The 25,676-nt window shown below is 72.9% G+C and carries 19 protein-coding genes and 1 pseudogene; 5 read left to right on the top strand and 15 right to left on the bottom strand.

Annotated elements, in window-relative coordinates; all coding sequences use genetic code 11:
* Positions 1-2 precede the first annotated feature (2 nt).
* Positions 3-1,829 (bottom strand): DUF6311 domain-containing protein, encoded by a 1,827-nt coding sequence (locus tag BXA10_RS05305; RefSeq protein WP_076468080.1) that lies wholly within the window; start codon positions 1,827-1,829, stop codon positions 3-5.
* Between the two features lie 239 nt (positions 1,830-2,068).
* Between BXA10_RS05305 and BXA10_RS05300 the strand changes: the two genes are divergently transcribed.
* Positions 2,069-3,262 carry an extracellular catalytic domain type 1 short-chain-length polyhydroxyalkanoate depolymerase gene (locus tag BXA10_RS05300; protein ID WP_076468078.1) on the top strand — a complete coding sequence of 398 codons (1,194 nt, stop codon included), beginning with the start codon at positions 2,069-2,071 and terminating at the stop codon, positions 3,260-3,262.
* Positions 3,263-3,401: 139 nt separating this feature from the next.
* Here BXA10_RS05300 and BXA10_RS05295 read toward each other — a convergent pair whose 3' ends face one another.
* Entirely contained in the window at positions 3,402-4,301 is a 900-nt protein-coding gene (locus BXA10_RS05295) for a TIGR01777 family oxidoreductase (protein ID WP_076468076.1), read from the bottom strand.
* Between the two features lie 57 nt (positions 4,302-4,358).
* Positions 4,359-5,357, bottom strand: a complete 999-nt coding sequence (locus BXA10_RS05290; protein WP_076468075.1) for an aldo/keto reductase — start codon at positions 5,355-5,357, stop codon at positions 4,359-4,361.
* Between the two features lie 53 nt (positions 5,358-5,410).
* Between BXA10_RS05290 and BXA10_RS05285 the strand changes: the two genes are divergently transcribed.
* Positions 5,411-5,770, top strand: coding sequence for a MerR family transcriptional regulator (locus BXA10_RS05285; protein ID WP_076468074.1), 360 nt, complete (start codon positions 5,411-5,413; stop codon positions 5,768-5,770).
* A 338-nt stretch (positions 5,771-6,108) separates the two neighbouring features.
* Here the strand turns inward: BXA10_RS05285 and BXA10_RS05280 are convergent, their stop codons facing one another.
* From BXA10_RS05280 to BXA10_RS05260, 5 genes are all read right to left on the bottom strand, one after another.
* Positions 6,109-7,578 carry a hypothetical protein gene (locus BXA10_RS05280; RefSeq protein WP_076468072.1) on the bottom strand — a complete coding sequence of 490 codons (1,470 nt, stop codon included), beginning with the start codon at positions 7,576-7,578 and terminating at the stop codon, positions 6,109-6,111.
* Between the two features lie 19 nt (positions 7,579-7,597).
* Positions 7,598-7,957: a hypothetical protein gene (locus tag BXA10_RS05275; protein ID WP_076468070.1), complete on the bottom strand. Its 360-nt coding sequence runs from the start codon at positions 7,955-7,957 to the stop codon at positions 7,598-7,600.
* Between the two features lie 249 nt (positions 7,958-8,206).
* On the bottom strand, positions 8,207-9,130 hold the full coding sequence (locus BXA10_RS05270) for an LLM class flavin-dependent oxidoreductase (RefSeq protein ID WP_076468068.1): 924 nt from the start codon (positions 9,128-9,130) through the stop codon (positions 8,207-8,209).
* Positions 9,131-9,421: 291 nt separating this feature from the next.
* Positions 9,422-10,759 (bottom strand): low temperature requirement protein A, encoded by a 1,338-nt coding sequence (locus tag BXA10_RS05265; RefSeq protein WP_076468066.1) that lies wholly within the window; start codon positions 10,757-10,759, stop codon positions 9,422-9,424.
* A 12-nt stretch (positions 10,760-10,771) separates the two neighbouring features.
* Positions 10,772-11,383, bottom strand: a complete 612-nt coding sequence (locus BXA10_RS05260; RefSeq protein ID WP_342742858.1) for a TetR/AcrR family transcriptional regulator — start codon at positions 11,381-11,383, stop codon at positions 10,772-10,774.
* Between the two features lie 156 nt (positions 11,384-11,539).
* Here BXA10_RS05260 and BXA10_RS05255 point away from each other — a divergent pair, with 156 nt between their 5' ends.
* The gene (locus BXA10_RS05255) at positions 11,540-12,484 is read left to right on the top strand and encodes an SDR family NAD(P)-dependent oxidoreductase (RefSeq protein ID WP_076468064.1); all 945 of its coding nucleotides are present in this window, start codon (positions 11,540-11,542) and stop codon (positions 12,482-12,484) included.
* Positions 12,485-12,548: 64 nt separating this feature from the next.
* On the opposite strand, the gene sucB is transcribed toward BXA10_RS05255, so the two are convergent.
* Together sucB and lpdA are read right to left on the bottom strand one after the other, a co-directional pair.
* Complete coding sequence (gene sucB / locus BXA10_RS05250) at positions 12,549-14,378, bottom strand: 2-oxoglutarate dehydrogenase, E2 component, dihydrolipoamide succinyltransferase (RefSeq protein ID WP_076468062.1); 1,830 nt, start codon at positions 14,376-14,378, stop codon at positions 12,549-12,551.
* 71 nt (positions 14,379-14,449) lie between these two features.
* Positions 14,450-15,841, bottom strand: coding sequence for a dihydrolipoyl dehydrogenase (lpdA, locus tag BXA10_RS05245; RefSeq protein WP_076468059.1), 1,392 nt, complete (start codon positions 15,839-15,841; stop codon positions 14,450-14,452).
* Between the two features lie 179 nt (positions 15,842-16,020).
* Between lpdA and BXA10_RS05240 the strand changes: the two genes are divergently transcribed.
* On the top strand, positions 16,021-16,350 hold the full coding sequence (locus tag BXA10_RS05240; protein WP_076468057.1) for a hypothetical protein: 330 nt from the start codon (positions 16,021-16,023) through the stop codon (positions 16,348-16,350).
* A gap of 97 nt (positions 16,351-16,447) precedes the next feature.
* Here BXA10_RS05240 and BXA10_RS05235 read toward each other — a convergent pair whose 3' ends face one another.
* On the bottom strand, positions 16,448-18,019 hold the full coding sequence (locus BXA10_RS05235; RefSeq protein WP_076468055.1) for a leucyl aminopeptidase: 1,572 nt from the start codon (positions 18,017-18,019) through the stop codon (positions 16,448-16,450).
* 163 nt (positions 18,020-18,182) lie between these two features.
* On the opposite strand from BXA10_RS05235, the gene gcvT reads away from it, so the two are divergent.
* Complete coding sequence (gene gcvT, locus BXA10_RS05230; RefSeq protein WP_076468053.1) at positions 18,183-19,322, top strand: glycine cleavage system aminomethyltransferase GcvT; 1,140 nt, start codon at positions 18,183-18,185, stop codon at positions 19,320-19,322.
* 121 nt (positions 19,323-19,443) lie between these two features.
* Here the strand turns inward: gcvT and BXA10_RS05225 are convergent, their stop codons facing one another.
* The 4 genes and pseudogenes from BXA10_RS05225 to BXA10_RS32025 all read right to left on the bottom strand — a co-directional run.
* Positions 19,444-20,733, bottom strand: a complete 1,290-nt coding sequence (locus BXA10_RS05225) for a DUF2314 domain-containing protein (RefSeq protein WP_076468051.1) — start codon at positions 20,731-20,733, stop codon at positions 19,444-19,446.
* A gap of 66 nt (positions 20,734-20,799) precedes the next feature.
* Positions 20,800-21,573, bottom strand: coding sequence for an adenosylcobinamide-GDP ribazoletransferase (cobS, locus tag BXA10_RS05220; protein WP_076468049.1), 774 nt, complete (start codon positions 21,571-21,573; stop codon positions 20,800-20,802).
* A complete protein-coding gene (locus BXA10_RS05215) occupies positions 21,563-23,446 on the bottom strand; it encodes a bifunctional adenosylcobinamide kinase/adenosylcobinamide-phosphate guanylyltransferase (RefSeq protein WP_076468048.1) in 1,884 nt (627 codons plus the stop codon). The genes cobS and BXA10_RS05215 overlap by 11 nt, the downstream gene beginning before the upstream one ends.
* A 914-nt stretch (positions 23,447-24,360) precedes the next feature.
* Positions 24,361-25,668: pseudogene (locus tag BXA10_RS32025) on the bottom strand (serine/threonine-protein kinase); the annotation flags it as partial.
* Positions 25,669-25,676 lie beyond the last annotated feature (8 nt).

Raw genomic sequence — 25,676 nt, 5'->3', positions numbered from 1 at the left:
GCTCAGGCCGGCGGGATCCGCCAGAGCCACACGTCGTCCACCCGCTGCGGCTCGCCGAGTAGGGCGGTCGCGGTGCGCCGGACCGCGTCCTGGTCGACCTCGAACTTGGCCCCGTGCACCTCGTCGGGGAGCACCACCGCCTCGACGTGCCAGTACGCCAGGTCGGCGCGGACCTCCCGCACCGTGCCGTCCGTGACGATGGGCACCAGGCCGGTCCGCGCGGCCTGGTCCATCAGGGCGCTGAACGGGCGCGGCACGGGGCCGATCCGGCCCCGGCCGTCCGGACCGCCGGGGCCGAGGAAGAACCCGGCCGGGATGCGGAACTCGCCCTGCCGGTGGGCCAGGGCGTACGCCTGCCAGCGCTGCCCGTCCGGGTAGATGTCCACGGCCGTCGGCACTGGGGTGAGCACCCCGCCCGGGGAGACGTAGTCCCGCCAGGTGCCGGCGGTGATGAACCGCGGTATCGGCTCGCGCTCGTCGGTGAGCAGCGGGGTCGGCAGCAGCGGGAGCAGCGCGACCACGAAGCCGAGCGCCCAGACCGCCTCGGTCGACCGGTGCCGGGCCGGTGCCGCCCGGAGCTGGTCGAGGGTGTACGCCAGCAGCAGCCCGATCACCGGTGCCACCACCAGGGCGAGCCGGGCGGGCAGCGCGGCGTTCACCACCGGCAGTTGCCCGAGCACGTCGAACGGCATGGGTACGTCGGTGTGGTTGCCGTCGAACTTCGCGACCGGCCCCCAGGAGAGCACGCCGAAGACGACGGCGACGGCGGCCAGCGCCCAGAGCGTGGCACGCCGGGCCGAGTCGGCGCGGCGCCAGAGCGCCACGAAGCACACCACGGTGAGCAGCAGCAGGGGGATCCCGAAGAACGAGTTCTCCTCCGTCGGGTTGGGGGCCAGCGACGTGCCCAGTCCGGCCTCGCCGGCGAGGGAGCGGCGTGGGTACGAGCCGAACGCCGCGATGTCCTCCGAGTGGGTGACCGGGTCGAACCCGGTGCCGTGGAACCGTTGCGGGCCGGCGAAGTGCAGCCACAGCGGGTACGCCAGTAGCACCCCGGCGACCACGGCGGTGACCGCGAGGCCGCGTAGGAAGTTCGGCAGCGCCGCCCGCGCCTCGGCCCGCCGGGTCGGATGCAGCGCCCAGACGATGACGAAGAGGCCGAGCGCGAGGGCGGTGAAGAAGAGCCCCTCGGCGGCGATGGAGAACGCGATCGCCACGAGCACGCCGAGGATGACGCCGTCGCGCAGCCAGTGACCGGGGCGGCGCAGCGCGAACGCCCGCCAGATCAGTAGCGGCACCAGCCAGCCGGCCGTCCAGTTCAGGTGGGCGTTGGCGTGCGAGACCATGCCGGGGGAGTAGGCGATGAAGAGGCCGCCGACCGCGGCGGCGAGTCGGCTGCGCACCAGTTGCCGGGAGAACAGCAGGTACCAGGCGATCGCGGTGGCGGCCAGGTTCAGGGTGAGGATGACCAGGAACGTCACGGGCGGGCCGACCAGGTAGGTCAGTGGCGCGAAGACCACCGCGTACACGGTGATCGAGGTGTTGACCGCGAGGTTCACCCCGTCCGGCACGTTGATCAGATGGGTGAAGAGCGGGTCCTGCCCGTGGGTCAGCGCGTGCCCGCCGAAGGCCAGCAGCCACTCGAACAGGGCCTGGTCGCTGGAGTTGACGGTGATCGTCCGTACGTTCGGGTCCCGCCACAGGCCGCTGGTCACCCAGACGGCCAGTGCGAGTGCGGCCAGCACCACGATCAGGTCGGCCCGGCGCCCCCGGCCGGTGCGCGGCGGTGAGGCGGGTGCGGGCCCGGTGGCCACGGACGGGGAGGTCGGCACGCAGCGGACGTTACCAACCGGAACTGGACGTGCCGGTCATACATGCGAGGAGTGGCCTCTTCTTGTCGTCTCCGGTGGCGAGGAGCCGGCTCGCGTCGGCGAACCGCGAGCGCCGCTCGCGATAAACACAATGGTGGACGTGAATGTGTGATGGCCACCCATGTCGGGGCTCTGTCATTTCGTCGTAACGTCGCGGCAATCGCAGGTGACCCAGTTCACATCTTCTCTGGGAGGCTGCCGTGCGCCGCTCGTCATCTCCGCTCACCCGGCTGACCACCGTGGTCGCCGGGCTCGTCCTCGCCGTCGCGGGCGCGGTCACCCTCGCCACCCCCGCCCAGGCCGCCAGCCTCACCCAGGTGGCGAACTTCGGCTCGAACCCCGGCAACCTCGCCATGTACGCCTACCGGCCGGACAACCTCCCGTCCGGCGCGCCGGCGGTGGTGCTGCTGCACGGATGCACCCAGAACGCCTCCGCCTACTTCACCAACTCCGGCTGGCGGAAGTACGCCGACCAGTGGCGCTTCGCCCTGATCGTGGCCGAGCAGAAGTCCGCCAACAACGCCACCAGCTGCTTCAACTGGTTCGAGACCGGCGACACCGCCCGCGGTCAGGGCGAGGCGCTGTCCATCAAGCAGATGGTGGACCACGCAAAGGCGAACTTCGGCACCGACGGCAGCCGCGTCTTCGTGAGCGGCCTGTCGGCCGGCGCCGCGATGAGCGCCGTCATGCTCGCCACCTACCCCGACGTCTTCGCCGCCGGGTCGATCGTCGCCGGCATCCCGTACCGCTGCGCCACCAGCACGATCAACGCGTTCAGCTGCATGAACCCGGGCACCGACAAGAGCCCGGCGGCCTGGGGCGACCTCGTACGCAACGCGTACCCCGGCTACAGCGGGCCCCGGCCCCGGGTGGCCATCTGGCACGGCACCTCGGACACCACCGTCGCTCCGCTCAACGCCGGCGAGGCGCGCGACCAGTGGACCAACGTGCGCGGTGTCTCGCAGACTCCGACCAGCACCTCGTCGCTGCCCGGGGGCACCAGCCTCGAGGTGTACGGCAACGACGTCGTCCGGCTCTACCGCGTCTCCGGGATGGGTCACGGCACCCCGGTCGACCCGGGCAGCGGGGCCGACCAGTGCGGCAGCGCCGGCGCGTACTTCCTGGACACCATCTGCTCGGCGTACCGGGACGCGATCTTCTTCGGCCTGGGCGCGGGCGGCGGCGACCCGACCGACCCGCCTCCGACCGATCCGCCGACGACCCCGGTCTGCACGACCGCCAGCAACTACGCGCACGTGGCCGCCGGCCGGGCGTACCAGTCCGGCGGATACGCCTACGCGAACGGCTCCAACCAGCGGATGGGTCTCTACAACACCTTCTACACGAGCACGCTCAAGCAGACCGCCCCGAACTACTGGGTCATCGGCTGCTGACCCCACCCACCCCACCCCGCCCCCTGTCCTGACCCGGTTGATCAAGAGGTTTGCGTCAATTTCCGGCCTCGCCGTGACGCAAACCTCTTGATCAACCGGGTGCGGGGGAGGGGGAGGTGGGGAGGTGGGAGGTGGGGGGTTAGGCGGTTAGGGCGCTGTGGAGGGCGGAGGGGAGGTCGGGGTGGCGGTAGGTGAAACCGGCGCGTGCGAGGGCGCCGGGCAGCACCCGGGAGCTGGAGAGCGCCTCCACGGAGAACCCGCCGAGCACGATCTTCAGGGCCAGCGCGGGGATCGGCATGATCGCCGGCCGGTGCAGCTGCCGGGCCAGCTCCTTGGTGAACTCCGCGTTGGTCACCGGGGCCGCACCGACCATGTTGACCGGTCCGGCCACGTCCTCGCGCTCCAGCACGAACGCCACCGCGTTCAGGAAGTCGACCATCGACACGCACGGCCACCACTGCCGGCCGCCGCCCAACTTGCCGGAGACGCCCAGCCGCATCGGCAGCAGTTGCGGCTTGAGCATCCCGCCATCGCGGTGCAACGGCAGCCCGATGCGCAGGCGGACCACCCGTACGTCGGCGTCCTCGGCCGGCCGGGTGGCCGCCTCCCACACCCGGCACACGTCGGAGAGGAAGCCCTCGCCAGCCGGCGCGTCCTCCTCCACGGCCCGGTCACCGGTGTCGCCGTACCAGCCCACGGCCGACGAGTTGAGCAGCGTCTTCGGCCGGTCCTGCGCGGGCAGACCCGCGATGGTGATGGCCAGCGTGGTGGTCGAGTCCACTCGGCTGCTCCGGATCAGCTGCCGGTACTCGTCGTTCCACCGCCGGTCGCCCACGCCCGCGCCGGCCAGGTTGACCACCGCGTCGGCGTCGGCCACCACGGCCGGGTCGAGCTGCGCTGCGGACGGGTTCCACTGCCGCTCGTCCGGGGTGCGTGGCGGGCGGCGGACCAACCGGGTGACCTGGTGCCCGTCGGCGGTGAACCGGGCGACCAGCCGGGTGCCGAGGAAGCCGGATGCGCCGGCCATGAGGATCCGCATGACCCTATCTTCGGGTACGCGCGGCGGACCTGGCACGTCGAGCCGGTAACGACCGCCTCACATCACCGGAGTCGGTCGCAGGTCGGCGAGGAGACGCTCCACCTCGGCGAACGCGTCGGCGGGGAGCGGGCCGAGCGCCAGCGTCGCGAAGTTCTCCTCCGCCTGCGCCACCGTCCGGGCCCCGGGGATCGGCACCGTCCGCGGGCTGCGGGCCAGCAGCCAGCCCAGCGCGCCCTGGGCGAGGGTACGGCCGTCGGCGGTCAGCGCGGCGCGGATCTGCTCGACCCGGGCCGCCCACTCGGGCGTCGGCCGGCCGTCGGTGAACCAGACCAGCCACTCCGGCGTCAACCCGCGCACGTCGTCGCGGCCGAGCGTCCGCTGTGCCCCGGTGAGCAGCCCCATGGCGAGCGGCCCGCGGTTCAGAGCGGCCAGATCGTACGCGTCGCAGACCGCCAGCATCGGCGCGTTGTCCCGCAGCACCGACTGGTCGTGCTGGATCGCGGTGCAGTGCGCACCGGCCTTCGCGAACGCCTCGGCCGAGTCCGGATGGTCGGTGCTCCAGCCGTACGCCCGGATCTTGCCCTGGGCGACGAGATCCTCGAGCGTGTCGATCAGGTCGAGCGCGACGGGCACCGACAGTTCGTTGATGTGCAGCTGGAACAGGTCGACGTGGTCGGTGGCGAGCCGGCGAAGCGACTCCTCCAGGCTCTGCACCGCGTACGCCGGGCTGGGGTCGGCGCCGAACCAGCGGCGGGTGGCCTCGTCGGCGCGGTTGCCGAACTTGGTGGCGATCACCACGCGGTCGCGGCGGCCGGCGAGCGCCCGGCCGAGGACCCGCTCGCTGTGCCCGGCGCCGTAGTTGCTGGCCGTGTCGAAGAGGGTCACGCCCGCGTCGAGCGCGGCGTGGATGGTGGCGACCGACTCGTCGTCGTCGACCTCGCCCCAGCCGAACGGCTGCCCGTCGTCGCCCCACAGCGGACCGCCGATGGCCCAGCAGCCCATGCCGATCGCGCTCACCTCGATGCCGCTGCGGCCAAGTTCCCGTGTCATCGTCATGCGCCCAGCCTTCAACCTGGAGCGCACTCCAGGTCAAGCGCTAGCCTCCGAGCATGTACGCCCCCTCCGAGGCCGCGCGTCGTAGCGGCTTCAGCCTCGACACCCTCCGCTACTACGAGAAGATCGGTCTGCTGAGCGTCGGCCGTACCTCAGGCGGCCGGCGGGTCTTCACCGACGAAGACCTAGGCTGGCTGGTGCTGTTCCGCTGCCTGCGCGACACCGGCATGCCCATCGCGCAGATGTGCCGGTACGCCGAACTGGCCCGCGAGGGCGAGCACACCGCAGGCGAGCGCAAGGCGCTGCTGGAGGAGCACGCCACCCGGGTCGAGGAGCAGATGCGCCTGCTCCAGCACCAGTACGACCACCTCCGCGAGAAGATCCGCTTCTACGAGGGGCTGGGCGACTCCACCTGACCTTCCGGCGGCCGCCGATCCGGGGCCGGCGACGGGCCGGGCCCGGAAGTGTCTGATGGACCTGCGCCCGGCTGCCGGCGTACTCGCGGGCCAGGCGGAGTCTCGCGGGCGCGCACGGCCAGGGGGCGGCGCAGCCGCGGCAGAGCGTGGTCGCAGCGGCCGGTGCGGCGCTGGGGGACCGCCCGTGACCCGGGGCGCGGTCACCACCAGCCGACGTCGGCCCTTGGTCGACTCGGATTCCATGAAGTCGGGGTGTCCGGCCGAGCGGGACACCCCGACTTCCTGCATGTCGAGTTGACCGAGCCGGTCCGCCTGCGGCGCGCACCGGTTAGTTCCGGTCAGGCGACCGCGTCGGCCGCTCCCGGGCTGGCGGCGGCCGGTCGGGCCTCGATGACGATGGGTTTGGCGCCCAGGCACTCCGGGGCGAAGTGCGCCACGACGTAGTCCCAGGTGGCCTTCGCCTCGCCGTAGGTGAAGGTCGGCTCGCCCTGGAGGTAGACGTTCAGCAGCGTGCGTGGGATCGCCCAGCCCCGCCACCAGCTGTTGGTCTTCGGCGAGTACATGATCCGGTCCACCCCGTCGGTGTGGCACAACCCGAAGTAGTGGCCCAGCTCGTGGATCGGCACGTACTTCCAGATCTGGTCGGGCAGGTTGTCGATGAACGTGGCGCCGGAGGCGTTGTGGGCGTCCAGCCCGCACCGGGTCTCGTGCAGGTTGCTCGCCAGCCCGCGCAGCGTGTTCGTGTAGCGGAACACGCCGACGACGACCGGGTGGCAGAGGTCGGCGGTGGCCCCCGCCGAGTCGGTCGTGGCGTCCCGTCGACCGAACACGTCGATCAGGAACCGGGGCTGGGCGAGGCCGGTGTGTACGATGTGGCCGGCCTCGGTGACCTCGCGGATCTCCTTGTCGAAGTCCAGCATGAGCGCCAGTTCGCGCCCCTTCTCGCTGGCCGTCGAGACCTTCGTGTCCAGCGCGCCGTCGCGCATCGGCAGCACGATGAACGGCGGGCCCTCGGCGCCCCGTGACGTGAGGTACGTGTCGAGGTCGTCAGCGGAGATCGGGTTGTCGAACTCGCCGCCGCCCCCGCCGCCCAGCACCGTCTCCTTCTTGAGGGTCTTGTAGCGCTTACGGTTCCAGAAGCCCTCGTCGAACTCGAAGCCGCAGAGCGCCCGGATGTTGATCGCACCCTGCTCGTGCAGCACGACCAGGTTCGGCACTCCCGGCTCGCGCGGCGAAGGCGTCTCCGAGTCGAGCTTCGTCCGGTACGCGGTGCCGTGCAGGCGCAGCCCGAACGCGCCGTGGTCGAGCCGGATGGCGTCCTTGATCTGGCTCAGTCTGTCGCCGGCGTACTTCGCCTCCAGCAGACCGCGCACGTACCGGCGCAGCCGCTCCTTGTTGATCTCCTCGATGATGTAATCGATCGTGTCGCCGAGCAGCCCGATGCGGCCGAGCCGGATGATCCCCAGCACCGCGCCGATGCCGATGCGCAGCAACCCGTCGAGGATGCGGCGCCAATCGAGCGTCACGATGCCGACGAGCACGTCCCAGAGGCCGCCGACGATCTGGACGACCGCCTCGACGAGCACTCCGACGATCTTGCAGACCGTACGGGTCACCCACTTGCCGACGGTGACCACCACCCACCGGATCACCTTCACGAGAATCGTGACGAACCAGCAGACCCAGCCTCGCGGGTCGTACCAGGGATAGTCCTTGCAGCGCTTCTCCTGCCGTTCTTCCCATTCCTCGACCGGCTTGGAGACCTCCTCTTCGATCCATTCGGTGATTTCGGTGCAGACCAGTGCCATGAGAGGTCCCCCCTTCGAGTCAGGAGGCGGATCGCAGGGCGCGCAGCCGAGCGAGCAGGCGCTGGCGGCTCCACGCCAGGCCGAGGAGCTTGCCGGCGACGGCCGCCGCGAGACAGGTGAGGGCGGCCATGGCGTACGCCGTGCCGCCGCTCGGTCGGGCCAGGACGGCCGCCGCCACCGCGACGACGAACGCCAGCGCCCCCCAAGCGCAGCCGCAGTCGTTGAACAGGTGGCGGATGGTCCTGGCGGCTCGCTCACGCTCAGTGGTGTCGAGCCCGGGCATGGTGACGGTGACCCGGTCGAGATGGGGGCGCTTCAGCCACGAGACCAGCGTCTCCACCCGATCGAGATCAGCCGCATGAGCGATCTCGATGTTCACGGTGTGTCACCTCTCCACAACACCTCCAATGTCGGCGTGGTGGAGGGCGACGTCAATGGACCGTTCGGCTACCCGACTCCCGCGGACCTGCACCGTCCCCAACCTCCGGGTACGAGTGATCAAGAGGTTTGCGTCACCGGCGGGCGGCTCTCTGACGCGAACCTCTTGATCACCGTGGGCGGTCGGGGGGCGGTGGGGGGCGGTCGGGGGCGGTGGGGGGCGGTGGGGGCGGTCGGGGGTGGGGGTTTGTCAGGTCAGGGTGGTCAGGCGGGGGAGTACCGGGGTGAGCGGGTCGAGGGCGTCGACGCGGACGACGTAGCGGGTGACGCCCCAGCGGCGCCGGTGCGCGGCGATCGCCGCCACGATCTCGTCCTCGGTGCCGATCAGCACGAACGGGGTCGCGAGCAGTTCGTCGACGCTCAACCCGGTCTCCAAGGCCGTCTGTGCGGCGGCGGCCTCCGCATCGTCGGTCACCACCACCCGCTGCACCAACGCCTCCAGTTCCGGCGGCTCGACCCGGCCCACCGCACCCGTCGCGACCTCGGCGAGCTGTGCCTCGATCTCGGCCGCCCGCCAGCGCACCTCGTGGCTGTGGCCGTCCGGTAGCGTACGTCCGAACCCGGCGAGCCCCACGACGTCGGCGTGCGCGCCGGCCCAGCGCAGCAGCGACGAGTTCGCGGTGCCGACAGTGAGTGGGATCCGCCGCTGCACCGGGCGGGGCTGCTCCAGCCGGGCGCCGTGCACCACCAGGTCGGCCGTCTCCACGGTGACCTCGTCACCGTCGAGCAGCGCGCGGGTCGCCTCGATGACGGCGACGGCGCGCCGTACCCGGCCCGCGACGTCGGGGCGTTCCCGCCCGATCGCCCGCCACTCGGCGGGAGTGTGCCCGGCGCCGATGCCGAGCCGCGCCCGCCCGCCGGAGACGAGGTCCAGGGTGGCCACGTCGGCGGCGAGCAGCATCGGCTCGCGGACCCCGGCGTTCGAGACGTACGAGCCGAGGCCGATCTTGCTGGTCACCGCCGCGGCGGCGGCCAGCGCGACGAACGGCGACGACACCACCCCAGGATGGTCGGCGGTGAGTAGGGCGTCGTAGCCGGCGGCCTCGGCGCGCCGGGCCAGGTCGATCCAGCTGGCGGCGTCGGACGGGCGGGCCTGGAGGGAGAAGGTGATCATGTGGTTCAGCCTGCCGGGTCGCGCTCCCGCACAGCCAGCCGAAACCGCCGATTCTGCTACCGGCAGAGGGTCCACACCACCTGATCCCGGCCCGCCGGCGACACGAGCGGGCGCACCGTACACACGCCCGCACCCGGTCGCCTCGCGCCAACCGGGTGCGGGCGGCACCGGCGACGGCACCATATCGCTGCCCGCTGCCCGCTGCCCGCTGCCCGCTGCCCGCTGCCCGCTGCCCGCTGCCCGCTGCCCGCTGCCCCGTATCTGGGGCAGTTCGACAGGCCGCGCACCGCATCACCCGTGCCGGGTGGACCCGTCCTCCCCGGGCTCGTGCCAGGCGGCGCGGAAGGCCGCCTCGTGCTCCTCGTGGCTCGTCTTCTCGTGGAAGACGTACTCGCGCAGGGCCTTCCGCGCGTCGGCCATGACCACGACCTCGACCGCCACCAGCCCGACGCAGATCAGGGTCAGCAGGGCGAGCGTGGCGAGCCCCGGCAGGTACGCGCCGACCGGGATGCCGGCGCCGAGCACGGCCACCACGCCCACCCGGGTCCAGGAGAGCGTGTGCAGGGTGCGGGCCTGGAACAGCATGCCGCCGCAGAAGTAGCAGATGACTCCGGCGAAGAGCAGCGGCACGCCCGGCCCGTGGGACGGTTCGGCCGGCCCGATGTGCGGATCGCTGATCTGGCGTACGACCTCTTCGGCGCCGAGGGCGAAGATGATGATGCCGGCGATCATCACGAGGTAGAGGTAGGCGTACGCGTCGCGGGCCATGGCCACCCGGCGTCGGCCCAACGCCTCGTGCTGGGCGATCCGTGCCGCCGGGCCGATCACGTCGTAGTGCGCCCACCAGAGCGCCGCGCTGAAGATGACGCCGCACGAGGCGGCGGCGACGGCCGCCCAGGTGACCCGCTGGCCGAGCAGGTTGCCGCCCACGCCGACGGAGATGATCGACTCGCCGAGCGCGATGATGAGGATCAGGTCGTACCGCTCGGTCCAGTGCTCCGCCGAGGTCACCGTCCAGCCCCAGGCGCCGGCGATCAGGCCGCTGCCGTACTGCATCAGCACCGTGGCGACCCAGAGGCCGTCCCGCCACATCTGCGCCGAGCCCATGTCGTCGATGTACGGCGGGACCAGGGCGGCGGCGAGCAGCAGCAGGGTGCTGACGGCCACCTCGGGGGAGTACCTGAGCAGCAGGCGGCGTTCGCCCGGCTTCTCCTTCGCGATGTGCCAGTAGAGCAGCAGGTGCACGGCGCGGATCACGAGATAGCTGACCGCCACCACCATGGGCCCGGCGGTGGTCTGCCGAGGGTCACCGAACGCCTGCGGCAGGGAGAGCGCGAAGCAGAACAGGGCAGCCATCCCGATCACCATGAGGACCGGGACGAAGCCCTCGCCGAGCCGTACCCGGGTGGCGACCACGCTGTGGATCACCCAGCACCACCAGAGCACGGCGAGCACGAGCAGGCCGTGCAGCAGGCTGCTGCCGGTGATGTCCATCGCGGTGGTCCGGACGATGATGAAGAACGAGAAGACGAAGACCAGGTCGAAGAAGATCTCGAACTTGTCGACCCGGGCGCCCGGTGCGATCGCGACGGCCGGGCCCAGCCGTCCGCGCCACCAGTGACCACCCACCGGACGAGTCTGTCAGTGCCCCGGGCGACGCAGGACCGGAATCGGATCAACGCCGGCGCGGTAACGGAGGCCGTCCATCAGCAGGTCGAGCAGCCGGCCGGCCTGCTCGCGCCGCGCCGGCTCGCCGGCGGTCAGGGAGACACCGCTCAGGCTGGCCAGCACGTCGGCCGAGGGCACGTCGGTCCGTACGGTCCCGGCCGCTGCGCCCGCCGCCAGCAGCAGATCGAGCGTGGCGTACAGCCGGTCCCGGCTCTCCGCGTACGGGTTGACGCCCGACTCGATGACGAGGCGCAACGCGTCGGCCATCCCCCGCTTGGCCGCGAGGTAGTCGATGAACCGGTCCATCCAGGCGCGCAGCGCCGCATCCGCCGGCAGCTGCTCCAGCAACTCCGGCGCGGCGTCGCAGAGCTTCGCCAGCTCGCTGCGGTAGGCCGCCTCGACCAGCGCCTCACGAGTGGGAAAGTGGCGATAGAGGGTGCCGATGCCCACGCCTGCGTCCCGGGCCACCGATTCCAGCGTTATCTCCGGCCCGCTCCGGGAAAAGGCTCGTACGGCGGCGTCGAGCAGGCGCTGCCGGTTGCGCCGGGCGTCCGCCCGGAGCGGTCGGGGGGAGATCTCGCCCACGTCGCCTCCCTGAGTCGTCGGCGCGGCCGGGTCGCGGCCGGGGTTGGTGGGCAAACGGAGGAGCCTCCGATTAGGCTCGGGGCGTAACGGAGGATCCTCCGCTTCCAATCGTAGCGGCCGGCCCTGCGCGCCCGCCGTCGCCGACAAGGACGGACCATGACCAACAACCGTGTGACCACACCCTTCAACCGCGACAGCACGGCGCTCGAGGTGGTGCGTGGCATCGGTCTCGCCGGCCGTCGCGCCGTCGTGACCGGTGGCGGCTCCGGAATCGGCGTCGAGACCGCGCGGGCGCTCGCCGAGGCCGGTGCGGAGGTCACCCTCGCCGTACGCAATCCGGAGGCGGGGCACGAGGCGGCCGCCGACATCACGGCGACCACCGGCAACGACCGGGTCCTGGTCGCCCCGCTGGACCTCGCCGACCTGAACTCGGTGGCCGCGTTCGTGGCCAACTGGGACGGCCCGCTGCACATCCTCGTCAACAACGCCGGGATCATGGCGTCGCCGGAGATGCGGACCGCGCAGGGCTGGGAGATGCAGTTCGCCACAAACCACCTGGGCCACTTCGCGCTGACCGTCGGGCTGCGCCCGGCGCTCGTCGCGGCCGAGGGTGCCCGGGTCGTCGCGGTCAGCTCGGCGGCACACCTGCGCTCGCCGGTCGTCTTCGACGACATCCACTTCGAGCGCCGGCCGTACGACCCGTGGCTGGCCTACGGGCAGTCCAAGACGGCCAACGTGCTCTTCGCGGTGGAAGCGACCCGGCGTTGGGCCGACGACGGTGTCTTCGTCAACTCGCTGATGCCGGGCGCGATCCGGACCAACCTCCAGCGCTACATCAACGAGGAGGAACTCGCCCGGATGCGGACGCAGACCGGCGGCGGCGGAGCCTCGTACTGGAAGACTGCCGAGCAGGGTGCGGCGACCTCGGTGCTGGTCGCCACCTCGCCGCTGCTCGACGGGGTCGGTGGACGCTACTTCGAGGACTGCCAGGAGGCTGGGCCGAACGAGCCGCCGTCGCGCGCCGGCTACGCCCCGTACGCGCTGGACCCGGAGGCCGCCGAACGGCTCTGGGAGGTCTCCGAGAAGACGCTGCGCGCCTGAGGCGCGAACGGCGAAGGGCGCCCCGGGTGACCGGGGCGCCCTTCGTTGTCGCTGCGTCAGCGGCTCAGAGGCCCAGTTCCGCCTCGAAGTTGCCGCCCTCCAGCCGCTCCTTGACCGCGACCAGGAAACGGGCCGCGTCGGCACCGTCGATCAGCCGGTGGTCGTACGAGAGGGCCAGGTAGACCATCGACCGGACGGCGACGACCTCGCCCAGCTCCGGGTCGTTGACCACCACCGGCCGCTTGACCACGGCACCCGTGCCGAGCATCGCCGACTGCGGCGACGGCACGATCGGGGTGTCGAAGAGCGCGCCCCGGCTGCCGGTGTTGGTCAGCGTGAAGGTCGCGCCGGCGATCTCGTCCGGGCTGATCTTGTTGGTCCTGGTCCGCTCGGCCAGGTCGGCGACCCGCTTGGCGATGCCGCCCAGGTTCAGGTCACCGGCGTTGTGGATGACCGGCACGAGCAGGCCGCGCTCGGTGTCCACGGCGATGCCGAGGTGCTCGGCGTCCGGGTAGGTGATCGTCCCGCCCGCCAGGTCCAGCTGGGCGTTGAGGATCGGGTACGTCTGCAGCGCCTCGATGGCGGCCAGGGCGAAGAACGGCAGGAAGGACAGCTTCACGCCGTGCCGCTGCTGGAAGGAGTCCTTTGCCTGGGCCCGCAGCTTGGCGATCCGGGTGACGTCCACCTCGATCACCGTGGTCAGCTGCGCCATCTCGTGCAACGACTCGTGCATCCGGGTGGCGATGGCCTTGCGGATCCGGGGCAGCTTCTCCGTGGTGCCCCGCTTCGCGCTCGGCTGCGGCTTCGCGGCCGGCTTGGCGGGAGCGGCAGCGGCCGGCGCAGGTGCGGCCGGGGCCGGCGCGGCCTTGGCGGCCTTGGCCCGCTCCGCCGCCTCCAGCACGTCCTGCTTGCGGACGCGGCCACCGACGCCGGTGCCGTTGACCGAGGCCAGGTCGACACCGTGCTCGGCGGCCAGCTTGCGGACCAGCGGGGTCACGTAGCCGGCCTCCGCGCCGGCACCCGGGGCGGGCGCCGCCGGAGCCTGCGCGGCCGGGGCCGGGGGAACGGCCCGCTGCTCGGCCTGGGCCGGCTGCTTGGCGGTCTCCGCCTCCGCCGCCGGCTCGTTGTACGACACGCCCGGGGTGACGGCGGGAGCCGGGGCCGGCTTCGCCTCGGGCTGCGGGGCCGGCTTGGCCTCGGGCTGCGGGGCGGGCTTCGCCTCCGGCTGCGGGGCCGGTGCGGGCTTCGCCTCGGCCGGGGCGGCACCGGCGGCACCGATCACGGCCAGCTCGGCGCCGACCGCGGCGGTCTCGTCCTCGGCGACCTTGATCTCGAGGACGGTGCCGGCGACCGGCGACGGGATCTCGGTGTCCACCTTGTCGGTGGAGACCTCCAGCAGCGGCTCGTCGACCTCGACGGTCTCGCCGACCTGCTTGAGCCAGCGGGTGACGGTGCCCTCGGTGACGCTCTCGCCGAGCGCCGGCATGGTGACCGGGGTGCCCTGGCCAGCCGGGGAGGGCGCGGCGGCCGGAGCCGGCGCGGCCTGCGGGGCCGGCTCGGGCGCCGTGCCCTCGGCGGCGGCCGTCGGCTGCGGGGCCGGGGCGGCCTGCTCGGCCGGGGCCTGCTGCTGCGGCGCGGCGCCGCCGGCCTGCTCACCTTCACCGGCGATGACGGCCAGCTCGCTGCCGACCTCGGCGGTCTCGTCCTCTCCGACCACGATCCGGGTCAGCACGCCCGCCGCCGGCGACGGGATCTCGGTGTCCACCTTGTCGGTGGAGACCTCGAGCAGGGGCTCGTCGACCTCGACGGTTTCACCCTCCTGCTTGAGCCAGCGGGTGACGGTGCCCTCGGTGACGCTCTCGCCGAGCCGAGGCATGGTGACCGATACCGGCATGTTCTCCAGACTCCTTCATTCCCCTGGTGGGATCATCGCCCGTCGCCGGACGCCGCAAAATACGTTCTTGATCAGGCGTGTACGTGCAGCGGCTTGCCGGCCAGCGCCAGGTGCGCCTCGCCCAGGGCCTCGGTCTGCGAGGGGTGGGCGTGCACGAGCTGCGCCACCTCGGCCGGGTAGGCCTCCCAGTTGTAGATGAGCTGCGCCTCGCCGATCAACTCGCCGACCCGCGCGCCGATCATGTGCACGCCGATGACCGGGCCGTCCTCCACCCGGACCAGCTTGACGTGACCGGCGGTCTTGAGGATCTGGCTCCTGCCGTTGCCGCCGAGGTTGTAGTTGAAGATCTTGACCTTGTCGGCGCCGTACTGCTCCTTGGCCTTCGCCTCGGTGAGGCCGACCGAGGCCACCTCCGGGTCGCAGTACGTGATCCGCGGAATGCCCGCCTCGTCGATGACGGCCGGGTTCTGGCCGGCGATCTCCTCGGCGACGAAGATTCCCTGCTGGAAGCCGCGGTGCGCGAGCTGGAGCCCCGGCACGATGTCACCGACCGCGTAGACGTTCGGCACGCTGGTGCGCAGCCGCTCGTCGGTCAGCACGTAGCCGCGGTCCATCTTGACGCCCTGCTCCTCGTAGCCGAGGTTGGCCGTGTTCGGGCCCCGGCCGACGGCGACCAGCAGCAGCTCGGCCTCGATGGTCTCGCCGCCGGCGATGGTCACCTTGACGCCGTCGGCGGTCTTCTCGACCTTCTCGAACGGCTTGCCGACCTTGAAGTTGATCTTCCGCTTGCGGAAGGCCCGCTCCAGAGCCTTCGACGAATCCTCGTCCTCGGCGGCGACCAGGCGGGGCAGGGCCTCGATGATGGTCACGTCCACACCGAACGACTTCCAGACGCTGGCGAACTCGACGCCGATCACGCCACCGCCCAGCACGATCACCGAGGACGGGACCCGGTCCAGGGTCAGCGCGTGGTCGCTGGTGATGACCCGCTCACCGTCGATCTCCAGGCCGGGCAGGCTCTTGGCGTACGAGCCGGAGGCCAGCACGATGTTGCGGCCGGTGTAGCGCTTGCCGTCGACCTCGACGGCGTTCGGGGCGACGAGGCGACCCGCCCCGGCCACCACGGTGATGTTCTTGGAGCTGCCCAGCAGGCCCTGCAGGCCCTTGTAGAGCCGGCCGATCACGCCGTCCTTGTACGAGTGCACCGCGGCCATGTCGATGCCGACCAGCTCGGCCTTCACGCCGAACTGCTCCGACTCGCGGGTCTGGTCGGCGACCTCGGCCGCGTGCAGCAGAGCCTTCGTCGGGATGCAGCCGTTGTGCAGGCAGGTGCCGCCGAGCTTGCCCTTCTCGATCAGCGCGACGGAGAGGTTCAGCTGGGCGGCACGCAGCGCGGTCGCGTAGCCGCCGCTGCCACCTCCGAGGATGACGATGTCGAAGGTTGCGTCGTTCGGCTCGCTCACGTCCAACTCCCAGGTCGCGACAGTGCATCGGGGGTCACGGCGGGACGCCTCTTGGGCAGACCCCACCTCGGTCATCTTGTCACCACCGGGCACAGGGTGCGTAGTGAGGTGCCCAACGACACGTCCCCGGCACGTACGCTTGGCACCGTCGTCGATGACGGATTGTGGGGGAGAGGTCCGTGGGATTGTTCCGGCGCCGCAAGCCGACGCGCGCGGTGAGCCAGGATCGGGTGGCTGACCGTGCCGATCTGGAGCATCTTGAGAGCTTCGTCCGCACCCGGCGCGGCGTCGAGGCGTACATCGAGCCTCGGACGACAGTCACCGAGACCACGGTGATCCTCATCGCCGACGACGGAGAGTGGACCCGCCGGCGGATCGACAGCCCGGACGGGGCGCGGCGCTTGGCGCACCGGCTGGGCATCCCGGTCTACGACGTGCGCCTGATGGGCTACCCGCAGCGGATGCGCGACTTCAACGAGCGCCGCAAGCGCCGCCCCGAGCTCTACTGACCCCCACCCGCCCCACCGGGCGAGAGGCCTCGTTCACGGAAAGAGTGGCCGTTCCCGCGGGAATGGCCACTCTTTCCGTGAAAGTGCGCGGGCGGCGTCAGCCGTTGGCGGCGACGTCCTCCACCAGGTGCAGGAGGGTGCGCACGGGCACGCCGGTGCCGCCCTTGGCCCAGTAGCCGGTCGGCTCACCCGAGTGATAGCCCGGGCCGGCGATGTCGATGTGCGCCCACGCCACGTCCTCGGTGACGAACTCGCGCAGGAACACGCCGCCCTGGAGCATGTGCCCGGCCCGATCCATGCCCGCGTTCACCTGGGAGATGTCGGCCACGTCGGAGTCCATGCCCTTGCGCACGTCGTCCGGCAGCGGCATCGGCCAGGCCGGCTCGCCGGTCGCCTCACCGGCGGTCTTCACGCGCTCGCAGAGTTCCGGCGTACCCATCACACCGGCGATCTTCTTGCCCAGCGAGATCACCTGGCCGCCCGTCAGGGTGGAGGTCTCGAAGAGGTAGTCGGTGCCGTCCTCGCAGGCGCGGGCGATCGCGTCGGCGAGGATCATCCGGCCCTCGGCGTCGGTGTTGAGCACCTCGACCTTCTTGCCGCTGTACATCTTGATCACGTCGCCGGGGCGGTACGACGTCCCCGACGGCATGTTCTCGGCCATCGGCAGGTAGCCGGTCACCGCGACGGACGGCTTGAGCGCCGCCACCGCCAGCATGGCCGCACCGACCGCCGCCGCGCCCGCCATGTCGGACTTCATCTCCCACATGCCCTGAGCCGGCTTGATCGAGATGCCGCCGGTGTCGAAGGTGATGCCCTTGCCCACCAGCGCCACCCGCTTGCCGTTGCCGCCGCCCTGCGGGGTGTAGGTGAGCTTGACCAGCCGCGGCGGTGCCTCCGAGCCCTGCCCGACGGCGATGATGCCGCCGTAGCCGCCCTCCCGCAGCGCCGCCTCGTCGAGCACCTCGACGCCGAGCCCGGCCTCGCGGGCGGCGTCGGCGACCGCGTCGGCGAAGGCCGGCGGGCGCAGCTCGTTCGGCGCGGTGTTGACCCAGTCGCGACTGGTCAGGACTGCCCCTACCACCGCCGTGGCGCGGGCCACCTCGGCCTGCGCGGTGCTGTCAGTGGCGTCCGGCACGGCCACCAGCACCTCGGCGACCGGCTCGCGTCGGGCCGGCTGCGGCCGGGTCTTGTATCCGGCGAAGCGGTACGCGCCGAGCAGCGCGCCCTCGGCGACCGCGCGCAGCGCGGCCGGGGCGTCGGCGTCGTCCGGCAGCGGCAGGGCCAGCGCCACCCGGGAGGCGCCGGCGAGGGCGCGTACGACCGAACCGGCGGCCCGGCGCAGCGTCTCCGGGTTCGGCGCGGCCCCGGACGGCTCGGGGCCGAGGCCGACCGCGGCGACCACCGGAGCCGTGATCGTGCCCAGCGTCGCCAGCTTGATCACCTCGCCCGGGCCGCCGGTCGCGCCGAGCAGCGCCAGCGTCTCGGTGAGCTTCCCGTCGAAGGCGGCGGCGATGCTCTCCGCGCCGCTGGCGAGCAGCAGGGTGCCGGCGACGCCGCTGGTGGCGGCCTGCTCTCCGGTCTGACTGTGCACGCCGATCACGATGGCGTCGACGGCGAGCTCTGCAGGGTCGGTGTCGACCAGGCTGAGGGTGGTGCGGGGCGATGTCACTGAGCTACTCCGGGCGGGCCGGGCCGGCCGCGACGACGCGTACCGGCGGTGAAGGTCTCCGGCGGCGAACCTACCCGCCGGACGTGTGGGTTGTCCCGCCGAGGCGAATCGGCGGGTCCCGCCGATGCTAACCAGCGCGTCCGGCCCCGGTAAGTTGCCACCCATGACCGACGTGACCACCGACGCCGCCGATACCCGGCTGCGTCGTTCCCCGTTGCACGAGCGGCACACCGCTGCCGGTGCCAAGTTCGCCCCCTTCGGGGGTTGGGAGATGCCCCTGGAGTACGCCGGCGGCGGCGTGCTCCGGGAACACACGGCGGTACGCACGGGGGTGGGCGTCTTCGACGTGTCCCACCTCGGCAAGGCCCGGGTGACCGGAGCGGGTGCGGCGGACTTCGTCAACGCCTGCCTCAGCAACGACCTGGGCCGGATCGGCCCCGGCCGGGCGCAGTACACGCTCTGCTGCGACGACGCCACAGGTGGCGTCGTGGACGACATCATCGCCTACCTGTACGCCGACGACCACGTCTTCCTGATCCCGAACGCGGCGAACACCGCCGAGGTGGTCCGCCGGCTGCGCGCCGCCGCGCCGGCGTCGATCACGGTCACCGACGAGCACGAGGCGTACGCGGTGCTCGCCGTGCAGGGGCCGCGCTCGGCCGAACTGCTCGACTCGCTGGGTCTGCCCACCGGGCACGACTACATGAGCTTCTCCAGCGCCACGTCGGTTGCCGGCGTGCCGGTCGAGCTGACCGTCTGCCGGACCGGGTACACGGGCGAGCTGGGGTACGAGCTGGTCGTGCCGGCCGAGCACGCCACCGCCGTCTGGGACGCCCTCTTCGCCGCCGACGAGTCGTACGACGTGCGTCCGTGCGGGCTCGCCGCCCGCGACACGCTGCGTACCGAGATGGGGTACCCGCTGCACGGTCAGGACCTGTCGCTGGACATCACTCCGGTGCAGGCCCGCTCGGGCTGGGCGGTCGGCTGGGACAAGCCGGCGTTCTGGGGCCGGGACGCGCTGCGCGCGGAGAAGGCGGCCGGTCCCCGCCGTACGCTGCGTGGTCTGGTGGCCGTCGACCGGGCGATCCCGCGCCCCGGCATGACCGTGCACTTCGGTGAGACGACTGTGGGCACGGTCACCAGCGGCACGTTCTCGCCGACGCTGAAGCAGGGCATCGCCCTGGCGCTGCTGGACACGGCGGCGAACCTGGCCGACGGCGACGTGGTCGAGGTGGACATCCGCGGCCGCCGCGCGCAGATGCGCGTCACCCGCCCCCCCTTCGTCCAGCCCAGCGTCAAATAACCCACCCCGGGTCCCCCGCCCTTCGTCGCCCCGCCTCGTGATCAAGAGGTTCGCGTCAGATTGAGCGCGACCCGTGACGCAAACCTCTTGATCACCGAGGCGGTCAGTCGGCGGGGAGGGGTTAGGGGGTGGGGTGTTCGCCGGCGTCGAGGACGGCCTGGGTCCAGCCGCCCTCGATGACGCCGGTGCCGTCCAGCACCGCCCAGTCGACCACGTCGGCGGCCTCCACCACGACCGGGGAGCCGATCCGTACGGTCGGATCGGAGGTCGCGTCGCTGGCGCTCACCCCGACGATCCGCTCCGGGGTGTCCCACGAGCTGATGCCGGCCCAGACGTACTCGGGACCGTCCTCGCCGGGCAGGCCGTACTTGACCACCAGTTGCGACTCGCGCGGCAGCTGCCCGGCGACGAACCGGGCACGTACGTCGTCCAACCCCGACCGCGCGGTGGCGATCGCCTTGCTCATCGCGTCCCCCGGCCGGGCGTAGCGCACGTCCGGCTGGATGCCGGCGAAGAGCGTGGCGCACGCCGCCGCGAAGTACCGGCCGGCCGGGCCGGGGTGGCCCTCCGGGGGCCGCAGGCTGAGGAACGAGTCCGCGTCCGGGTCGGTCGCCGGGTCGAGTTCGAGCCGCAGCAGCACCGGGGCCGTCGCACCGTGCTGCTCCGGATTGCCGTACGCCACCGCGATGTCGTGCCCGGTCACCGTGGCGAGCACCGGCAGCTGCACGAACGCCGGCACCTCCTCGCCGGACAGCCCGTCGGTCCAATCTCGCAGCAGCCGTCGCGCCGCACCGGTCATCACCGCGCCCCACGCCCGGGTCAGGTGGTCCGGTACGCCCTGAGTCTGCAACTCGAGCAGGCCGAAGCGCCGCAGCCCCTTCGTGGTGAACCAGAGCCCCTCGGCGTCCGAGGAGTAGGGCACCAGCACCCAGTCGACCAGCCGGATGCGTCCGGTGTCGTCGGGAAGCGAGCGCAGCGCGGTCGCCGGGTCCAGGAACTGCAACCCGAAGACGTCCACCACGTCACCGCCCACCGATTCGGCGACCGCCGCCGCCACCGCCCGGGCCGCCCACTCGTGCGCCGGCGGCCAGCCGGGCCGGTACTCGGCCTGCACGACCACGAGATGGGTGGCCGCGGCGAGCCGGTCCAGTTGCGTCTCGCTGGCGCCGAACGCGGCGAGCAGGTCCGGCGGCAGTTCGGGGAACTCGCCGATCGGACGGACGTCCACGCTCATCAGCGGGCTGTCCAGCATCTGCTTCGCCAGCCCGTGAACCGGCTCGGCGATCCGGCCGGCGAGCGCCGCCACCGCGCTCTTCGTACTGACCTTCGGCAACCCCTCCACGGGTACCAGGTAGGTCGCGCTGAGCGACTCCGGGACCGGTACGGGTAGGAAGTCGTCGGTGATGAGCATTCTCGTCCCCCGGTTGGCGGTGCCGGTGCTGTCGAGCCGAACGCTACCCGGCGGGCCGTGCCGCGTTCAGCCGGACAGCACCAGTCCGAGGTAGACCAGCGTGGTGACGACCTCGACGGTCGCTCCCAGCACGTCGCCGGTGATGCCGCCGAGTCGGCGTACCACGTGAGCCAGCAGCGCCACCGCGACGGCCAGGGCGACCCCGACGGCGAGCGGCCCCTGCCACGGCCGGTCCGGCACCGCGGCGACGGCCACCAGCGCGACGGCGACGACGCCGAGCGCCAGGGCCGGCGGGCCGACCGTGCCGGCGACCAGCGCGCCGAGGCCGTCCGGCCGGGCTGCCGGCACGCCCCGTCGGCAGGCCAGCGTGACGCCGAGCCGGCCGGCCGCCGTCGCGGCGACCACCGCCGCGAGGCACGCCGGCCACGACCGCCCGGCCAGCTCGGCGAGCGTCGCGGTCTGCAGCAGGAGTACGACCACCAGCGCGACCACCCCGAACGGGCCGACGTCCGGCTTCTTCATGATTTCCAGGGCGGCCGGCCCACGCCGGTACGAGCCGAGCGCGTCGACGGTGTCGGCCAGCCCGTCGAGGTGCAGGCCCCGGGTGAGCAGCGCGGCGGCGCCGACCGTCACCCCGGCGGCGACGAGTGGCGGGGCGACCGTGGCCAGGAGCAGCAGCACGCCGGCCAGCAGCGCGCCGAGCAGCGCCCCGACGGCCGGCGCGAGCGCCATCGCGGTGCCGGCCACGGCCCGGTCGATCCGGCCGGCGCGTACCGGCAGCGTGGTGAACGTGGTGAGCGCCAGCCGCGCCCCGGCGACGAACCGCCCGTCAGCCGGCACGGCCCGACGGGTCGACCCGTTCCTCGTCCGGCTCGATACTGGTGGGGCCGGGTCCGGCCGGCGCCGGCTCGGCGAACTCGGGTGCCGCTCGCTCGTCGTCCGGTTCGACCTCGCCCGTCAGCGACGGGTGCGTGGGCAGCGCGGCGGCGAGCGCCAGCACCGAACGCAGCATCGGCAGTGCGACCAGCGCGTTGGCGCCCTCACCGAGACCCAGCCGCAGGTCGAGCAGCGCGGTGAGGCCGAGTACGTCGGCCGCCAGCTTCACCGCCGGGTCGCCGCCGTGGTCGGCGAGCAGGCACCAGTGCCGGGCCTGCCCGGCCAGGTCCCGGCTGACCAGGCCGGCGGCCAGCCCGACCGGGCCGTCGAGCATCACCGGGATGCGGTGCGCCGTCGCGCCGAGCAGCACGCCGGTGGCGATCGCCACGTCGCCACCGCCGAGTTCGGCGAGCACGTCCTTGGCGGCCCGGGACGAGTTGCGGGTCCGGTGCATCGCGTCGCGTACCGCCGCGCAGCGCCGCATCCAGGCCGCGTCGTCGATCTCGCCGGTCTCGGTGACCACCCGGCCGAGGACGGCCGACGGTTCCGCTCCGGAGGTGGCGGCGAGCACGGCCGCGGCGGTCGCCTCGGTGCCGGCCCCGGTCGCGGCCAGCACCAGCAGCTGCGCGCCCGCCCCGGCGGCCTCCTCGGCCAGCTGCCAGCCGTAGCGCAGGGCGGACTCGACCTGCTCGCCGGTGAGCGCCGGCCCATCCTCCATCGCGGCGGCGCTCGGGGCGTCCACCACCTGGAGGCTCGCGCCCGCCTCGGCGGCGAGCCGGGCCAGCGCGCCCCGGCCGGTGCGGGCCTGGCCGGCCCGGCGCGCCGACTCGCCGGGCCGGACACCGGCGGCCGCGCCGCCGGCGTGGTCGCCGTTGACCAGCAGCACGCGTACGGAGTTCCAGGCGGCCGGCGTCGGGGTGCCCTGGGTGGCGGCGGCGAAGCCGACCAGTCGCTCCAGCACGCCCAGCCCGGCGCCGGGCACGTCGAGGGTGGCGAGTCGTTCGATCGCCTGCGGACCGGCGTACTCGTCGGGCATCGGCAGTTCCATGCCCGGCTGGATGACGAGACCCGTGGCGGCCATCGGCAGGGTCATGGTGGGCATGTTCCAGCCGGTGCCGCTCTCGGCGGGCAACGGCGGCGGGGATGTGGGGTTCACCGCGTTCGACAGGTCGACGAGTTCGGGTGTCGGCTCGACGCCGGCACCGTTGGCGGTGGTGCCGGCAGGTTTCCCACCGGCGGCCGGCAGAGCCCCGGTGCTCACGGCCGGCGTGGCGCCGGTGCGGACCGGCGCGGGGCCCTTGAGCCAGGTCGGCTGCCCGGCGATCACCAGCACGACCCCGTCGCAGGCGTCGGCGACGGCCCGGTTCGTCACGCCCAGCGCGTCGGTGAAGGCCCGGCCGACCGGGGTGGTCGGCACCAGCGACAGCCCGACCTCGGGGCTGACCAGCACCAGCCGCGCGGCGCAGTGACGGATCGCGTCGGCCAGTTCGGTGATCGTCCCGGTGTCGTCCGCGGGCTGGTGCGCCGGATCCAGCAGCACCGCCACCCACCCGCCGAGGTCGTCGACGAGCAGCGTCTCATGCGGCTCGGCGGAAGCGAGCACGTCGGCGAGCCGACGCGGTTCGTCAGCGGTCTCCTCGGTGGTCCAGCTGCCCGGCCGACGGGCGCGGTGCGCCGCGAGGCGGCCCGCCCACTCGGTGTCCTGCGGGTCCCCCGTGGGTGCGGTGGCCACGTACCGGACCACCGGCGCGTCACCGACCAGGGACTCGGCGAACTCGGACTTGCCGGACCGGATGCCGCCGAGCACCAGGACCGTGTTCCACCCGTCAACCGACATGCCCGTACCTTAAGGCCGTCGGTGCTGCCGTTGCCGCCCGGCCCGGGCGCTCAGTCGCAGTGTTCGAACGGGCTCCCGTAGCTGACGCCTCCGGTCGACCCGCCCCACTTCACGCAGGTGCCGGCCGCGGCGGCCCGTACCGGCCCGGCGTAGTACTGGAACGAGCCACTGTCGGTCCTACGGGTCTGCCCCTTCACCTCGAGGTACGCGGACGCCGCCGTCTTCGTGCCGACGGCGGTGTCCTTGAGGGTGACGACGCAGTTGTTGCCGTTGGCCGCGTTGTAGAGCAGGTAGACGCGCCCCCGGCGGAGTCCGCCGCCGTCCGTCAGCGTCGCCGAGTCGATCACCTGGTAGCCGGAGCCGCAGGCCTGGGCCGCCGTGTACGGGTTGGGCTTCTCGGGCCTGCTGCTGGTCGTGCTCGGTGTCGGGCGGTCGTCGGTGCCACCGGTCGGCGTGGCGGTCCGCCCGCCGGCGGGCGCTTCGGGAGCGCCGGGCCGGCCGGTCGGACTGTTGCCGGTCGCCCCGGGGCTCGCCGTACGGGTGGCGCTCGGGGTGGTGCCGGGGCTGCGGGCGGGGGCGGTGCCGACGGCGTTCGGCACGGGAGTGGGCTCCCGCGCCGCGGCCGACTCGGCGGTCAGCGCCGGCGGCTGGTCGCTCTTGCCGGGCTCGCCGCCGGGACGCAGCGTGATCAGTCCGATCGTCGCGGCCAGCGCCACGAGCACGGCCGCGCCGGCACCGATGAGCTTGCCGCTGCGTCCGGTCGGCTCGGAACCCAGCGGGTTCTCGAGGGTGTCGGCCGGGGGCGGTTGCGGTACGGGCGTGACGTCGGCCGACCACCGGGCGGGGCCGGGTTGGCCGATGGGCGTCGACATCGGGACCGGGCCGGCGAAGCCGGTCGGGAATCCGGCCGGTCCGCTGGGCGGTGTGGCCGGGAACCCGGCCGGCGGGGTCGGATATCCGCTCGGGCCCCCGGGGGTCGGATATCCGCTCGGGCCCGCCCCGGGGGTCGGGAACCCGAGCGGGACGTCGGCCGGCGGGGCCGGGAACCCGGGTGTGGCGGTGAACACGGTAGGCGCCGCGGACCCGGCCGGTGGAGCAGCGGCGTCCGGGTGCCCGGCGCCGGGGCCGGCGGGTGCCGCGCCGACGATGGTGAGATCCCCGGGCACGGCCGGCGACGCGGGACGCGCGGGGCTGAACGGCGCGGGGTGTACGGGGCCGACCGGCGCGGGATGTGCGGGGCTGACCGGGGCGGGCGGCGGAGGCGTACCGCCGGGAGCGGCCGGTGTGGCCGGCAGCGGCGGCTGGGAGAGGTGGACCGGTGCGGGTGGCGCGGTAGGGGTCGCGCCGGTCGACGCCCACGGCGGTCGGGCGGAGTGCGGGCTGGCGGCCAGGATGGCGCGGCGCGCCTCGGTGGCCGCCCTGGCCATTTCGGCGGCGCTGCCGAACCGGTCGGCCGGACGTTTCGCCATCGCCCGGGCCACCAGTTCGATGACCGCGGGTGGGGTGCCCGGCGGCAGGGGCTCCGGCTCGTCCTGCTGGTGGCGCAGCGCCACCTCGAGCGGGTTCTCACCGACGAACGGGGGCCGCCCGGCGAGGCAGAGGTACGCCACGGCGCCGAGCGCGTAGACGTCGCTGGCGGCGGAGACCGGCTGGCCGGTGCCCTGCTCGGGCGACATGTAGAGGGCGGTGCCGAGCACGATGTTGGCCGCGGTGAGCCCGGTCAGGGCCGGCGAGCGGGCGATGCCGAAGTCCACCAGCACCACCCGGCCGTCCGGCCTGACCAGCAGGTTGCCCGGCTTCACGTCGCGGTGGACGATCCCGGCGACGTGAGCCCCGTGCAGGGCGTCCGCCGCCTGCGCCACCACCGACATGGTGGACGCGGCGTCCAGCCGGCCGGCGCGGCCGATCCAGTGGCCCAGCGGTTCACCCTCGACGTACTCCATGACCAAGTAGTCGACCGGAGTGCCGTCGGCGAGCGTGGCCTGACCGACATCGTGCACCGCGACCACCCCCGGGTGACGCAGAGCGGCCAGCATCCGCGCCTCGGCCCGGAACCGGGTGGCGAATTCGGCGTCGGCGACCAGGGTCGACAGCAGCACCTTGACGGCGACTTCGCGTTCCAGCAGCAGGTCCGTGCACCGCCAGACCGCACCCATCCCGCCCGTAGCCACGCGTTCGCTCAGCCGGTACCGATCGCTGAGCACCACTCCCTCAGTCAGCACCGGGCCAC

It is taken from the genome of Micromonospora avicenniae, from assembly GCF_900156065.1.
Classification (GTDB): domain Bacteria; phylum Actinomycetota; class Actinomycetes; order Mycobacteriales; family Micromonosporaceae; genus Micromonospora; species Micromonospora avicenniae.
This window is presented reverse-complemented; position numbering and strand designations above follow the sequence as displayed.

What these genes read in the sequence shown, in the direction of transcription:
- sucB (WP_076468062.1), bottom strand. Translation starts at nt 14,378, where the DNA reads ATGCCGGTATCGGTCACCATGCCTCGGCTCGGCGAGAGCGTCACCGAG.
- gcvT (WP_076468053.1), top strand. Translation starts at nt 18,183, where the DNA reads ATGACCGACGTGACCACCGACGCCGCCGATACCCGGCTGCGTCGTTCC.
- BXA10_RS05255 (WP_076468064.1), top strand. Translation starts at nt 11,540, where the DNA reads ATGACCAACAACCGTGTGACCACACCCTTCAACCGCGACAGCACGGCG.
- BXA10_RS05295 (WP_076468076.1), bottom strand. Translation starts at nt 4,301, where the DNA reads ATGCGGATCCTCATGGCCGGCGCATCCGGCTTCCTCGGCACCCGGCTG.
- BXA10_RS05215 (WP_076468048.1), bottom strand. Translation starts at nt 23,446, where the DNA reads ATGTCGGTTGACGGGTGGAACACGGTCCTGGTGCTCGGCGGCATCCGG.
- BXA10_RS05280 (WP_076468072.1), bottom strand. Translation starts at nt 7,578, where the DNA reads ATGGCACTGGTCTGCACCGAAATCACCGAATGGATCGAAGAGGAGGTC.
- BXA10_RS05290 (WP_076468075.1), bottom strand. Translation starts at nt 5,357, where the DNA reads ATGACGATGACACGGGAACTTGGCCGCAGCGGCATCGAGGTGAGCGCG.
- BXA10_RS05225 (WP_076468051.1), bottom strand. Translation starts at nt 20,733, where the DNA reads ATGCTCATCACCGACGACTTCCTACCCGTACCGGTCCCGGAGTCGCTC.
- BXA10_RS05285 (WP_076468074.1), top strand. Translation starts at nt 5,411, where the DNA reads ATGTACGCCCCCTCCGAGGCCGCGCGTCGTAGCGGCTTCAGCCTCGAC.
- BXA10_RS05270 (WP_076468068.1), bottom strand. Translation starts at nt 9,130, where the DNA reads ATGATCACCTTCTCCCTCCAGGCCCGCCCGTCCGACGCCGCCAGCTGG.